At 67.0% G+C, this 12,432-nt stretch carries 12 protein-coding genes; 10 read left to right on the top strand and 2 right to left on the bottom strand.

Annotation, left to right across the window (positions count from 1 at the left end; translation table 11 throughout):
* Positions 1-2: 2 nt before the first annotated feature.
* Positions 3-443, bottom strand: a complete 441-nt coding sequence (msrB, locus tag P0X85_RS11230; protein WP_275813020.1) for a peptide-methionine (R)-S-oxide reductase MsrB — start codon at positions 441-443, stop codon at positions 3-5.
* 74 nt (positions 444-517) lie between these two features.
* The gene (locus P0X85_RS11225) at positions 518-1,645 is read right to left on the bottom strand and encodes a zinc-dependent alcohol dehydrogenase family protein (protein ID WP_275813017.1); all 1,128 of its coding nucleotides are present in this window, start codon (positions 1,643-1,645) and stop codon (positions 518-520) included.
* 315 nt (positions 1,646-1,960) lie between these two features.
* On the opposite strand from P0X85_RS11225, the gene P0X85_RS11220 reads away from it, so the two are divergent.
* From P0X85_RS11220 to P0X85_RS11175, 10 genes are all read left to right on the top strand, one after another.
* Positions 1,961-2,842, top strand: a complete 882-nt coding sequence (locus P0X85_RS11220) for an AfsR/SARP family transcriptional regulator (RefSeq protein ID WP_275813014.1) — start codon at positions 1,961-1,963, stop codon at positions 2,840-2,842.
* Positions 2,843-3,001: 159 nt separating this feature from the next.
* Positions 3,002-3,262, top strand: coding sequence for a hypothetical protein (locus P0X85_RS11215; protein ID WP_275813011.1), 261 nt, complete (start codon positions 3,002-3,004; stop codon positions 3,260-3,262).
* Positions 3,259-4,551 carry a S8 family serine peptidase gene (locus tag P0X85_RS11210; protein WP_275813008.1) on the top strand — a complete coding sequence of 431 codons (1,293 nt, stop codon included), beginning with the start codon at positions 3,259-3,261 and terminating at the stop codon, positions 4,549-4,551. Before P0X85_RS11215 ends, P0X85_RS11210 begins: the two co-directional genes overlap by 4 nt.
* Positions 4,552-4,562: 11 nt before the next feature.
* Positions 4,563-5,690 carry a hypothetical protein gene (locus tag P0X85_RS11205; protein ID WP_275813005.1) on the top strand — a complete coding sequence of 376 codons (1,128 nt, stop codon included), beginning with the start codon at positions 4,563-4,565 and terminating at the stop codon, positions 5,688-5,690.
* 22 nt (positions 5,691-5,712) lie between these two features.
* Positions 5,713-6,924, top strand: a complete 1,212-nt coding sequence (locus P0X85_RS11200) for a hypothetical protein (protein ID WP_275813002.1) — start codon at positions 5,713-5,715, stop codon at positions 6,922-6,924.
* 49 nt (positions 6,925-6,973) lie between these two features.
* Positions 6,974-8,059, top strand: coding sequence for a hypothetical protein (locus P0X85_RS11195; RefSeq protein WP_275813000.1), 1,086 nt, complete (start codon positions 6,974-6,976; stop codon positions 8,057-8,059).
* A 3-nt stretch (positions 8,060-8,062) separates the two neighbouring features.
* On the top strand, positions 8,063-10,417 hold the full coding sequence (locus P0X85_RS11190) for a hypothetical protein (RefSeq protein WP_275812997.1): 2,355 nt from the start codon (positions 8,063-8,065) through the stop codon (positions 10,415-10,417).
* The gene (locus P0X85_RS11185) at positions 10,407-10,667 is read left to right on the top strand and encodes a hypothetical protein (protein ID WP_275812994.1); all 261 of its coding nucleotides are present in this window, start codon (positions 10,407-10,409) and stop codon (positions 10,665-10,667) included. Before P0X85_RS11190 ends, P0X85_RS11185 begins: the two co-directional genes overlap by 11 nt.
* A complete protein-coding gene (locus P0X85_RS11180; RefSeq protein WP_275812991.1) occupies positions 10,660-11,439 on the top strand; it encodes a hypothetical protein in 780 nt (259 codons plus the stop codon). The genes P0X85_RS11185 and P0X85_RS11180 overlap by 8 nt, the downstream gene beginning before the upstream one ends.
* Positions 11,436-12,431 (top strand): hypothetical protein, encoded by a 996-nt coding sequence (locus P0X85_RS11175; RefSeq protein WP_275812988.1) that lies wholly within the window; start codon positions 11,436-11,438, stop codon positions 12,429-12,431. Before P0X85_RS11180 ends, P0X85_RS11175 begins: the two co-directional genes overlap by 4 nt.
* Position 12,432 lies beyond the last annotated feature (1 nt).

Raw genomic sequence — 12,432 nt, 5'->3', positions numbered from 1 at the left:
GATCAGTCGACCTGCGCCATAAACGCGCCGTAGCCCTCGGCCTCCATCTCCTCATAGGGGATGAAACGCAGGGCCGCCGAGTTGATGCAGTAGCGCAGCCCGCCCTCCTCGGGCGGACCGTCATTGAAGACATGCCCGAGATGGCTGTCCCCATGCTGCGAGCGCACCTCGGTCCGCACCATCCCGTGGCTCGTGTCGCGCAGCTCGACCACATGCTCGTTCACAAGGGGCCGGGTAAAAGACGGCCAACCGCAACCGGACTCGTATTTCGCAGAAGAGGCAAAGAGCGGCTCCCCCGAGACGATATCAACATAGATGCCGCGTCGTTTCTCACCCAGATGCTCTCCGGTTCCGGGGCGTTCTGTGCCGTTCTGCTGGGTCACGCGATACTGCTCCGGCGTCAGCCGGGCGAGCGCATCCGGGGTTTTTGCATAGCGCGACATGGGGTCCTCCTGCGAAACTCTTTCCCCGCATGTAGGCGGATGGCCGCGCGAGGAAAGGTCTCGGGCTTCATGCGTCAGTCAAAGATGACCACCTGCCGGATCGCCGCCCCAGAGGCCAGCCGCTCGAACCCCTCGTTGATCTCGTCGAGCTTGATCCGATGCGTCAGCAGCCGTTCAACCGGAAGCTGCCCCTGCACCATCATCCGGGCATAGCGCGGGATATCGCGCACGGGCACGCAGGAGCCAACATAAGACCCCTTGAGCACCTGCTCGCCCGCCGTCAGAGATACGGCCGGAATCTTGAGTTCATGCGCAGGGTTGGGCAAACCCGCCGTCACCGTCGTTCCGCCGCGCCGGGTGATGGCATAGGCGAATTGCAGCGCGGGCACCGCACCCGCCAGTTCCACCGCCAGATCGACACCCCCGCCCGTCAGGTTGCGAACCTCCTCGACTGCACCGAGTGCGGATGGGTCGATGGCATGAGTCGCCCCAAGGTCGAGCGCAAGCGCGCGCTTGTCCTCGGCAAGGTCTACAGCGACGACAGCCCCGGCACCGCCCGCAACCGCGCCCAAAAGACCCGCCAGACCGACGCCGCCCAGCCCGATAACCGCGCAGGACTGGCCCGGGCGCAGATCGCCCGAATTGAGCACCGCGCCAACCCCGGTCAGAACCGCACATCCCAGAAGCGCCGCAAGGTCGAGCGGAATGTCCTTGTCGATCTTCACGCAGGAATTCTCGGAGACGACCGCGTAATCGGAAAATGCAGATACGCCGATATGATGGTTGAGTGGCGCGCCCTCGGCCGTGATCCGGCGCGCGCCACTCAAAAGCGTGCCATGCCCCGCCGCGACCGCTGCCGGTTCGCAGAGCGCCGGGCGCCCTTCGGCACAGGGCACGCAATGGCCGCAGGACGGCACGAAGACCAGCACGATGTGATCGCCCGGCGCGAAACGCGTGACACCCGGACCGACCGCATCCACCACGCCCGAGGCCTCATGACCAAGCGCCACTGGCATATCGCGCGGACGATCCCCGTTGATCACCGACAGGTCGGAGTGGCACAGCCCCGCCGCCGCCATCTTGACCCGCAGCTCCCCCGGTCCCGGCTCGGCCAGCTCCGCCTCGACGATCTCGAGCGGTCGGCTTTGGTCATAGGGGCGCGCCGCGCCCATGGCGCGCAAAAGCGCAATGCGTGTCTTCATCCTGCGATCCTCACTCCCGGCCAGACAAAACCTGCGCCAGCCCTCCCATTCGCAGAATGTCATCTCGGCTGGATTTGTCCATGCCCTAGCCTTCCGGGCCTTTCCGCCGATCCGAATGGCGCAGCCGGATGACCGCTTGACGTAGGGTCCGACTCGCGCAAAGATTGTGCGATCAGGGAACAATTCACATTCGAAACCATCGAACGACACTGGGTCTTTTCTGTCGAAAAGCCGGGCGATACCGGTTTGCATTTTGAGTAAGCGACCCGCGTTGCGATGCTGCCCCGAACTGGGGCGCACGAGGGGATCGCAAGCATGGCTGTTCTACGCCTTCTGGGCGCTTTTGATCTCGAACAGGAGCGGGGCGAGACCCTCTCGATCCCGGATTCCTGCGCGCCCGTCATCGCCTATCTGCTGTGTCACCGCGACCGCCCTGCCGACCGCAAGGCGCTGGCCGACCGGCTCTGGCCGGACAAGCCAGGACGGCGGGCGCGGCGCTGCCTTGCCACCGCGCTCTGGCGCATCCGCACGATCCCGGGGCTCGAGGACCTGTTCGATACGTCGTCCAGCACCCGGCTGCGTCTCAATGATGAGGCCCGCATCCGGGTCGATCTGATCGAGTTCGAGGACGCGATGGAGGTGCTGCTCCATCACCGCGATGCCCCCGACGCTCAACAGATCGCACGGGCGACCGAGGCCGTCGCGCTGTATCGGGGCGACGCTTTCGAGCAGATCGATGCCGATTGGGCCGATCTCGAACGCGAGCGGTTGCGGATGGTCTTTGTCGACGGCCTCGGCCTGCTCGCCCGGATCTCGGAGCGCGCAGGCGACCCCGCCAGCTCGGTGCGCTTCGGCGCGCGGCTGGCGCAACTTGAACCCCTGCGTGAGGACATCCACCGGCTGCTGATGCGCTCTTATCTGGAGCTGGGCGCCCGCGCAAAGGCCATCGCGCAATACCGCATCTGTCAGGGCGAATTGGCCAGCGCCCTCGGGCTCGAACCGATGGAGGAGACCCGCGCGCTCTACGAGCGGATGATCGCCCGCGCCGACCGTCGTCGCGCCCCCGACGAAAGCCGCCGCGCGCTCGAAATCGCGCGCGCCGTGGCCCAACGCCTGCGCAGCACCAAGCGCTCGCTCACCATGACGCGGACGGGTCTCGACGATGCGCTCGAGATGATCTCGCGGATTACCGACTAAGCCACGCACAGCCCGTCCCCTACCCGCAACCCGCGCCCCAAAGCGCGGGTTTTTCTTTTGCTTTCAAACCCGTGACACTTCGGTGACCCGCCGTGACAGCGCCGTGTCACCGCCATGCCACGCTGAAAGTCTGATTCGGAGGACGGGAGATGACCCTGAATGTCGAAGCGCACAGCCATCGGCGGCCCGGAGGCGGAGAACACCATCCGCACCCGTCATGCCAGCTACACCTTGCGCTTTCAGCTCACGCAGACGGCGGGCGGCAAGACGCTCGAATGGTTTGCGACCGTCATCGACCCCAAGACCAAGGACCGCTGGGTCTTCAACTACCTGCCCGGCCTCACGCAATTCCTCGCGCAGCGGATCGGACTCGATACGGACGAGCCGGAGGGCGGCGGGCGACGCCGCAAAGGCCCATGAAACCGCATCTCATCCTGCGCCTTGCCCGCTCGGACACGCCGCCGCCCCGGCGCGCGCATTGGACCGAGGCGATCCGTGACAAATCCCTGACCGCGCCACTCTCGCCCGCCATCGGCGCCGCCCTTGCACGCCATGGCCTGCCCGTTTGGACCACCGCCGAGTATCGCCCCGGCGCTGGTGGCCAGTGGTCGGAAGACGAACGGGCCGCCGGGCTCGACCGGATCTACCGGCTCGTGCTGGAGCGCAACGGACGCATCCCGCCCGCGCTCATCGACGAGATCCGGCTCCTGCCCGAAGTCGAAGACCTGCGCGTGGGTCAGATCGGCGCAGAGCGCCTCGCGCCGCGCCAAAGCGTCGCCCAAAGCCGCCGCCAACGCCGCCCACAGGCGCAGATCGGTCTCGATCTGGCGCATCGCATGGGGCGCGGCGAGCCCACCGTCACGGTGGCGGTGCTCGATACCGGCGTCGATATCGGCCACCCCGAATTCGAGGGCCGGATGCGCGACGGCGCGGATTTCGTGAATATCCTCTCGGGCGCCGAAGAGTTCATCGGCGATGTCATCGGCGCGGATCATGACCCCGCCGACGAGGTCGGTCACGGGACCCATGTCTCGGGCATCATCGCCGCGCGCGGGCTTGGCATGTCGAGCGGCGTGGCGCCGGGCTGCACGGTGATGCCGGTGCGCGTGCTCGCCACGATGGAACGCGACGGCGAGAAGCTTGGTGCGGGCCTCATCGAAAACATCAACACCGGCGTCAAGTACGCCATCGACCACGGCGCGCAGATCATCAACATGAGCCTCGGCGTGCGCCATGAGGGTGGCGGCCTGCCCCATCAGGAGGTTGTGGATTACGCGCGCCGCAAGGGCGTTCTGATCGTCGCGGCATCGGGCAATGACGGGACCGAGACCCTCTATTACCCCGGCGCGTTCGAGAGCGTGATGGCGATCGGCGCCTCGGGCGAGGATGGTCGCGTCGCCGGGTTCTCGACCTTCGGGCCGCAGGTGAAGCTGATCGCGCCGGGCGAAGAGATCGTCTCGGCCAGGCCCGGCGGTGGCTATGCGGCGGCCTCGGGGACCTCGCAGGCCGCGCCCTTCGTGGCGGGTGCCGCGGCCCTCCTGCAATCCCTCGCGCATCGCGCGGGCGGGCGGTTCAGCGCCCGCGACCTGACCGAGATCCTGATTTCCACCGCCGACCGTCCGGGGCCGCGCTATCGCGATCGCCGCGCCGGGTTCGGACGTCTCAACGCAGCCGACGCTATGCGGCTGGCGCGCGCGCGCATCAACTGACGGAGCAAACCATGAGCGACGCCAAGATAAAGTTCCAAACCCTGGTCGATCTGGAGGGCCAGTTCGACGCGGCCCGCGCCGCGCGCGATGACGCGCTCAAGGCGATGATGCAGGCCGAGAGCGAGGCCGGGGCGATCAGCGCCCGTATCGCCCAACTCGACGGCGCGCATGAGGTCAGCAAAAGACGCCGCGCCAATGCGCAGGGTCTGATGACCAAAGAGCAAAAGCAGCTCGAAGAGAGCGCGACGGCGCTGGACGCCGCCAAGACGGCCTTCGAGAAGGGCGCTGCCAGCAAAGGCATTTCCGATAAGGACGTCGCCCCCCTCTACAAGGCGCTGATCGAAAGCCACGCCGCCCATGTGAAGAACCGCGAGCAATTCGCAGCTTATGAGAAGCGCTTCGAGGCGGCGGATGAGATGGTTCAGGAGATCGAGATCGCGCTTGGCGACGAGGGCACGGCGCTGGACGCGGCCCGAAAGGCCGCCGCCGCCGCGCGCCGTGCCGCAGCCGCCAAGGACAAAGAGGCCGAGGCGCTGCATGATGCGCTCGAAGCCGCGATGCGCGAGCTGGGCAATGAACTTGGCGCAGCAGCCATGCCGCCGCATCTGTCGAAGCTGGTGGAGCTATTCCAGAAAGAGGGCGAAGGCAGCCGGATCGACTTTCTCTCGATCCGCACCCGCAAGATCAATTTCGACGCGTGGATCACCGAGGCGCTCGCCGCCTTTGCCGATGAGATGGAGCAAACCGCCACCACGCAAGCCGTGCGCGCCTCGGCGCTCGAAGCAGGCGTCGGCTCCGCCTGCGGTGAGGTCACCAAGCAACTCAACCGCCGCCGCATCAAGGACATCCGCCGCGAGATCCTCGCCCGCGCCTATCCGGTCCTGCTGCGCGAGCGCATCGCCCAAGCCGTCCCGCGCCGCCCCGAGCAGACCTTCCCGATCAAGGTCGAGGTCGCCAAGGACGTGACCGGGCTCGCCGATACAATCGTGCTTGATCTCGACAGCAAGGAGCCGGGCTCGATGCGCGACCGCTTCGCCGGGCTCGTCGCGGGCATCGCGGTTCGCAACATGAAACTCGACGCCCCTGCCGGGAGCGCGAGCTTCGAAATCCTCAAGGCCAAAATCTGCGCCAGCACCTGAGCGTCGGTAAGGAGTGATCGACATGGCAGAGACTATCAAATTCACGGACGGCCAGTTCGAAAGCAGCCTGAAGGGCGCGCTTTCGGAGGTGACCTCGCTCGGTGCGATCCCGGCTTGGGTCTCGGGCTATATCGCCAAGAACGAGGTCGATATCGACCGCGTGACCGACGACCCGCTCGCGCTTCAGCGCCGGATGTGGAGCTACCTCGACAAGAGCGGCGCGAATATCCGCACGGGCTTCGATCAGGGTAAGCTCGATCAGGGCATCTATGACGAGATTCTTTACTCGGCCTATGACACGGCGTTGCGTGCCCGCACGGGCGGAACCGATCCGCTCTCGGCGCTGCATGGCGGGGGCGTTCCCGGCAGTTGGGATTTCTCGGTCAACACCTTCGAGACGATCGAAGAGCAAGGCGTTCTGCCGGTGTCGATCAAGGCGGCAGGGGCCATCGACTATATCTATGAAATGGGCGAGCGGCTGAGGATCTTCGATCTGGCCGAGGCGCTGGTGCTCGACTGGGCGTCGGGGGCCGTGGATGTGGCCGAGGGTCCGGCGGCCGCAAAACTCTACCGCTACTGGAAGCTCCTCGACGACCGCTCCGCCCCCGACGAGCGCGCGATGCTCTACAAGCGCGTGTTGAACAAAGGCGGCATGGGTGTGCTCGACCGGGCCGTCGTCAACAAGGGCTTCCCGACCGTCTGGGGCGCGCTCATGGGCGAGATCGCGGACTATATCGACAAGTCCGAAAAGATCGAAAGCGGGCGCTCGGACGTGTCGCCTGTCTCGCCGAAGCCGATCTATCAGGCGCTGCGCGAGCTGCAATACAACCTCTCGGAACATTGCACCGGGATGGCCTTCATGCAGACGCAAGAGCTCTACGCGCAGCTCAACGACGCGTTCGAAGTGCTCAACGATCCCGACGTGATCGCAAGCTTCGGCGGCGTGCGGCGGCGCAATATGTGGACGGTGATCTCGGAACTCTCGCGGCGCACCTTCGGCTCGACCATGCCCGTCGCGCCGCTGGTCCGGGTCGCGGTCGACGGCAACCGCATCTACCAGATCGCGGCCGGGTTCGACGAGGCGACCTTCTCGCCCGACGATCTCGTGGAACTGGTGAGCATGGGCGAAAGCTACATCATCAATTCCAGCCTGATCGGCGAGCCAGAGACCGCCCCCGATGACGCGGAGTTCGAGGATTTCGAAAGCGAATTCGCAGATTTCGACGATTTCTGACTCCTCCTGCGGGCCGCGCGCCCGCGCCCTTGAACGGACAGGCCAGACCATGCAGGACCACGAAGCCCTAAAGGAACTCGCCCGCGCCCGCACCCGCGATGCGCTGCGCCGCTCGCGCAGTTTCATGACGCTGGATGTCGCCGAGCAGAAATCGCTGTTCCAGGACATTTATCAGGCGAATTACCGCGATCTGGCGCAAAGCTACGGCGCCGCACCGCCCGCCCGCGCGCAGTCGCAAAGCCGTCTGCCCGCCCGCGCCATGGCGGAAAACGCAGGTGACATGATCAATGACGCGCGCCACCAGAACGAACGCATCGAACAGGCCGGCGAACTGGCCGGGGATTTCGTGCAAAATGTTGATTTTCCTGGATTTGTTCGTGATCTCCTGAAGGGCGTCTTTGATGCCAACCTCGAGGTGACCCTGCAACAGATGAACTCGTTTCAGGATCTGCTGAAGACCGCGACCGAGAGTGTCTCGAAATTCGTGAACGCGATCGACGACACCGCCGCCTTCGGCTACCTCGCCGAGAACAATTCGGACGAGTTCAACATCGACTTCTCGGATGACGAGACCGATGCAAGCGGCCAGCCCGCCGCGATCCTGACCGACAGTTCGGGCCAGCCCCTCGATATCGGTGACAACGAGGTCAAATCGCGGATCATGGATGCCAAGATCGCCATGGCCAAGGAGCAGCGTGCGCTCCTGCGCGAGGTGATCTTGATGGGCGTCACCCGGCTCGTGGTCGAGCGTGGTAACGTCAAGGCCTCGGTGCTGTTCGACATCAAGGCGTCTGAGCAGATCCAGAAGGGCGACAAGGCGGCCTTGAAGGAGTCGATGTCCAGTTCTCGCAGCGGTAGCATCGGCACGGGTCTTATCGGCAAGATCATCGGCGGCGGCAATGCCGGGACGACGCGGTCGCGGCGCAAGACCCGGATCAGCCTGTCCTCGGTCAAGAGCGAGGCCTCGACCGATCTGGCCGCGAAAATTGCGGGCAGCGTCGATATCACCTTCAAGTCCGACTACTTCAAACTCGACAACTTCGCCGAGATGTATGGTCCCGTCACCAATGCCGACCGCAACGCGGCCGGGGGCGGCGGCACGGGCGGCTCCGGCGGACAGGGCGGCGGAGGCTAAGTCATGGCGCTGGCGTGGATTGAACAGGACCCGACCGACCCGGACCCGCGCGCATTTCGCATCGAGATCGGCGCGAACCGGTTCTGGCGCGTGGCGGTTGGACCGGACCGGCGCCAGACGGTCGACGGGGTCGAGTTGCTGGCAGACCCGGTTTGGGTTTCGGAACTCCACGGTCCGCTGCCGGCCGAAGCCATGGGGCGCGCGCAGTTCCAACTGCCCGACGCCGCCCTTTCAGACGAGGCCGAGGCGATCCAGCTCATGAGCTATGCGGATGCCGAGCGGAACGGTCCCGCCGTGTCCGACATCGCCCCACTTTCACCCGCGCTGCGCGTCCTGCCGCCGATCCGCGGGCCTCAACCCGGAAACGGGGCTGAGCTACCCATTTTCCCGCCCCGGCCGATCCCAATGTCGCGCGGCCCGGTCTTTGCCCGCGCCCATACCGCGCCCGAGCCGGTGCCGATGCGCTGGCGGACCCGCCCGCAGGTGCCGCAGTCGAACGCGATGTTCCTTGGCGCGCTGACCGGCGCCGCCAGCGGGCTTGCTGCCGCAATCGGCCCGCTCCTGTCGCAGATCGGTCCGGTCCTCTTGCAGGCGCTGCCCTCGATTTCGGGCATCGTGGGGGGCGCGGCCCCGGTCGTTGGCCAGCTTCTCGGCGCGCTTCTGCCGGGCCAGGGTGGCCAGCAAGCGCGCGAGGCGGGGCAGGCACTCGGCGGGCTGTCGAACGAGCAGTTGCGCCGCGACATCAGCGCCCTGACCGAGATCCTGCGCGAGACGCAACGCGCGCCCGCCGCAGCCACTGCCCCTGCCGCCGCGAGCGCCCCGGCGCCGGCACCTGCGCCCGCGTCCGGCTCCGCCAGCCTGATGCGGATGCGCGCAAAATCCCGCGCCGCCGCCCGGCGCGGAAGCTGGCAGCCGCTGGCCCGCAGTTCCACGCGCTCGCGCGCTATGATCATCGACGGCGGCATCGTCACCGGGGCGCTCGCCGGGCAGGTTCTCGGCCCGATCCTGCAAAACGTGCTCACCCCCGAAACGGTGCAGCAGATCCTGCAAATGCCGAACCAGCACATGCAGACGATCTTTAACGCGATGCGCGACGCCGCACGGCTCGGCATCGAGAGCCATGAGCAGGACTTGCGCCATCTGCGCGAGTTGAACCCCGGCGTCGACGATGCCGCGCTCGACCAGTTGCTGGCCTCGATGAGCCTCAGCCTCTCGGCGCATGATCCGGGCGCGGACTGGGTGCGCGCGGCCTCGGTTTCGCTCAAACTGCCCGAGATCCGGACTCTGCCCGTCGCCGGGCGCGAGATCAGCCTCCACGCGCAGGGGCAGCGGCTCGCCTTCCCGCTGTCGGTGACGCTGCCGACGCTGTCCGACGGTCGCACGCCGAAGCTGCGGGATGCGCGTGTGCAGCTTCAGGTGAAGCATGCCCAGACGCTAGAAATCCTGCACCATGCGACACTCGCAATCGGCACGGTCGAAGGGTCGGGCCGGCTGCCCCGCGTGCCGGAAATCCCCGCCGATGTCTCGGCCACGCTACCCTCGGACAGCGACCTGATCTTCTGCTTCACGCTGATCTGGCCGAACGCGCAAGGGGCTCTGCGCGGGGCTCCGATCCAGCATCGCGGGCGGATCGCGCCGGGCATGATCTTTGACCGGCTCGAACCCGGCGCCGAGGAAGTCGCGCTCTCGGACCGGGCGAAGTTCGGGGATTACTGGCACAAGATCTGGGCCGGGCGTTTCGCGGACGGCGCCAAGAGCTACGACCTCGAGACCCGCTATCTCTACGTGATCCCGCCCGAGTCCCGCGACACCCATCGCCGGATCGAGACCACGCTGGCCGAGCAACCCGTCGAGTCCTCTATCGCGCGGATGCAGGCCCGGTTGCGCAGCGGCATGGAGCTGTCGCCCGCCGCCCTCTCGCGGCTTGGGACGATGCTCGACCCGTCGGGCGAGGCGCTTCCCACCCGCGCGCAGGCAGCCCTCCACGCACCTGAATTCTCGCAGGCCCTCAACCGCGCGGGCCATGCGCGGCTGACCTTCCGCGGCCAGATCGGGGACCCGTTCGAGGTCTTCGCCTACCCGGTCATGGGGCTCGATACCTGCGTCTTCCGCACGCCCTCCGAAATCGACCCGCATGGGCAGGTCCTCGCGATGGGCGAGGCGCGCTTCCGCCTGCCGGTGCCGCGCAGGCTCGCGCTCCGGGTCGGATCGCTGGACACGGGTGGAACGGCCGGACGCGCGCTTGGCGACGGCACCTGGATCGCGCAGACCGACGTGGCACTTGCGCGTAGCGATCTCGTCGCCACCCAATCGCGCCGCGCCCGCCCCCACAGCCGGAGGGCCCGCCATGTCGCGTGACTACGCCCCCGAAACCCTTCTGCCGGGCCTGTCGGAACTGATCGAGATGCTCGTCGAACCTGCGCTCGCGACCGAGGGCGATCTGAGCGTCGAAGAGATGACCGTCGATCTGCCGGTCGAGCTGCAACTGACGGAAGACGCGGGGCGGCTCGGGCTGTTCGGGTCCGCGCCCACGCAGCAGATCGCGACATCGGTGCTGCCGGTCTGGCATCGGGTCCGGCTTCGGATAGGAGTGCAGAACGATGGCTGAGGCGGCCGAAAGCTGGAAACTCGAATCCTTCATCGACTCGCTCGTCCACGAGCTCGACAAGGCGCGCGACACGCTTTCGCTCAAGGGGATAACACGCAAGCTCTCCTACGCGGTTCAGGATGTCAGCTTCGACCTGCATGTCTTTCCGCAATACGACCGTGGCGCGCTGCGGTTCCGGGTGGCGCGCCCCGGTGACGAGGGGGCCTCGCGGATCGCGTTTCAGCTTGGCTCGATCACTGACCGCCAGATCACCGAGACCTCGACGGCGCCCGTCTCGGGCGACGACCTGACGCTGGACGAGATCGAGGGCATCGAGCCGGAGGTGAAGCAGGAGCTTAAGAAAGTCGGCGTCACCTCGGCGCGCGATCTCGAACGGCTGGAGCAGCGCAATGTCGATCTGGGGGCCGTGGTGCAGGACCGCACCGAGGGCCGGGCCAAGGTCGATTACGCGGACCTCGCGGACAAGATCAACGCCGCCAAACGCGGCAAGGCGCAACCGATGGTGAAGTCGATGACGCTGGAACCGGGGAGCGATGGACGTCTGTCGCTGGTGCTGACCGGATCGCATCTGGCCCCGGACATCGCGCCCGAGGGCTACCCGCGCGCGACGCTGAACGGGGTGGCGGCAGAGCTGACCGAGGCGCGCCCGGAACGTGTGGTGATCGCGCTCGGACCCGAGAACCTGCGCGCAGGTTCGAATCCGCTGAGTGTCGCGCTTGATCCGTTTGCAGAGCTGCGGCTCGACCTGAAGCGCGGAGGGCCAAAGACATGAGCCCGCGCCGCGCCCATCTGTCCGAAATGGCCGCCCGCCAGCATGAGGCGCGCGCGCCTGCGCCCTTCTCTGCCAGCGCCTTCTTCGCCGCCGATCAGCCCTGTTCTGCGCCACGTCCCATCTCCCATCCGTCCGCTCCCGTCATCCGCGCAGCACCGGCCCGCGCCCAATCCTTTGCGGGCCCGCGCGCGGCTTCGGACTGGTCGCTGCCCCCGTCCGGGATCGGCGCGACGGAGCCCCCGGAGCAAAACGCCGTGCCGGGTCAAGCCACGCTCTTTTCAATCGACGCGGCCCAGCCACGCGCCATGCCAGCCCCGATGCACGAGCCTTCGTTCGAACCCGCCGCCCCGCCCGCGCTGCCCACGCCCGAAGCCCATTCGGTCTTTGAGCGCATGGGCGAGGGTCAGAGCCTCGCCCGCAGTTTCGATCTGGGCAGCATTGATATCGACGCGCATCTCGACCGGATCGAGCGCGCGCTGTCGCGCGAGGCATCCCGCGACGCCCCGGCACCGCTCCCCCCCGCCGAGGCCGATCCGATGGCTGATCTCGACCTGCTGAGCGAAATCGCCTCGCTCGGCGAGGAACTTTCAACCCCTGACGCGTTGTTCGCCGCCGCCAACCCGGGCAGCCCCGAAGACATCGCCGGAATCGCACAGGCGCCCGAACGTGCGCGAGATGACGAGGGGGAAATCCGCAAAGCGACCCTGCGCGCGGGCGGCGATATCGAGCCCGGCGCTAAGGCGCCTTCGGACCCGGCTGCCCACCTGCGCACGCCGACCGAGGACGCCCGAGAAACCGACAATGCGGCCATCCCCGCGCGTCAAGATGGTTCGAAGTCCCCCGCCGAGGCCACACCGCAGGAAGCCACCGACGCAATCGACGCGATGCTCGACGCCGCCGAGGCGGGGATAGACGATCCAAGCGCCCCCGACACATCACAGAGATCCGACGCTGCGCCCGCGCGCCGCGCCGACAGCACAGGGAGAGATTAAA

The sequence above is a fragment of the Pseudothioclava nitratireducens genome (genome assembly GCF_029210495.1).
In the GTDB taxonomy this organism is placed as follows: domain Bacteria; phylum Pseudomonadota; class Alphaproteobacteria; order Rhodobacterales; family Rhodobacteraceae; genus Pseudothioclava; species Pseudothioclava nitratireducens.
Note: the sequence above shows the minus strand (reverse complement) of the source record. Positions and strands in the feature narration are given on the sequence as shown.

What these genes read in the sequence shown, in the direction of transcription:
- P0X85_RS11205 (WP_275813005.1), top strand. Translation starts at nt 4,563, where the DNA reads ATGAGCGACGCCAAGATAAAGTTCCAAACCCTGGTCGATCTGGAGGGC.
- msrB (WP_275813020.1), bottom strand. Translation starts at nt 443, where the DNA reads ATGTCGCGCTATGCAAAAACCCCGGATGCGCTCGCCCGGCTGACGCCG.
- P0X85_RS11215 (WP_275813011.1), top strand. Translation starts at nt 3,002, where the DNA reads ATGTCGAAGCGCACAGCCATCGGCGGCCCGGAGGCGGAGAACACCATC.
- P0X85_RS11200 (WP_275813002.1), top strand. Translation starts at nt 5,713, where the DNA reads ATGGCAGAGACTATCAAATTCACGGACGGCCAGTTCGAAAGCAGCCTG.
- P0X85_RS11190 (WP_275812997.1), top strand. Translation starts at nt 8,063, where the DNA reads ATGGCGCTGGCGTGGATTGAACAGGACCCGACCGACCCGGACCCGCGC.
- P0X85_RS11180 (WP_275812991.1), top strand. Translation starts at nt 10,660, where the DNA reads ATGGCTGAGGCGGCCGAAAGCTGGAAACTCGAATCCTTCATCGACTCG.
- P0X85_RS11185 (WP_275812994.1), top strand. Translation starts at nt 10,407, where the DNA reads ATGTCGCGTGACTACGCCCCCGAAACCCTTCTGCCGGGCCTGTCGGAA.
- P0X85_RS11225 (WP_275813017.1), bottom strand. Translation starts at nt 1,645, where the DNA reads ATGAAGACACGCATTGCGCTTTTGCGCGCCATGGGCGCGGCGCGCCCC.
- P0X85_RS11175 (WP_275812988.1), top strand. Translation starts at nt 11,436, where the DNA reads ATGAGCCCGCGCCGCGCCCATCTGTCCGAAATGGCCGCCCGCCAGCAT.
- P0X85_RS11220 (WP_275813014.1), top strand. Translation starts at nt 1,961, where the DNA reads ATGGCTGTTCTACGCCTTCTGGGCGCTTTTGATCTCGAACAGGAGCGG.
- P0X85_RS11195 (WP_275813000.1), top strand. Translation starts at nt 6,974, where the DNA reads ATGCAGGACCACGAAGCCCTAAAGGAACTCGCCCGCGCCCGCACCCGC.
- P0X85_RS11210 (WP_275813008.1), top strand. Translation starts at nt 3,259, where the DNA reads ATGAAACCGCATCTCATCCTGCGCCTTGCCCGCTCGGACACGCCGCCG.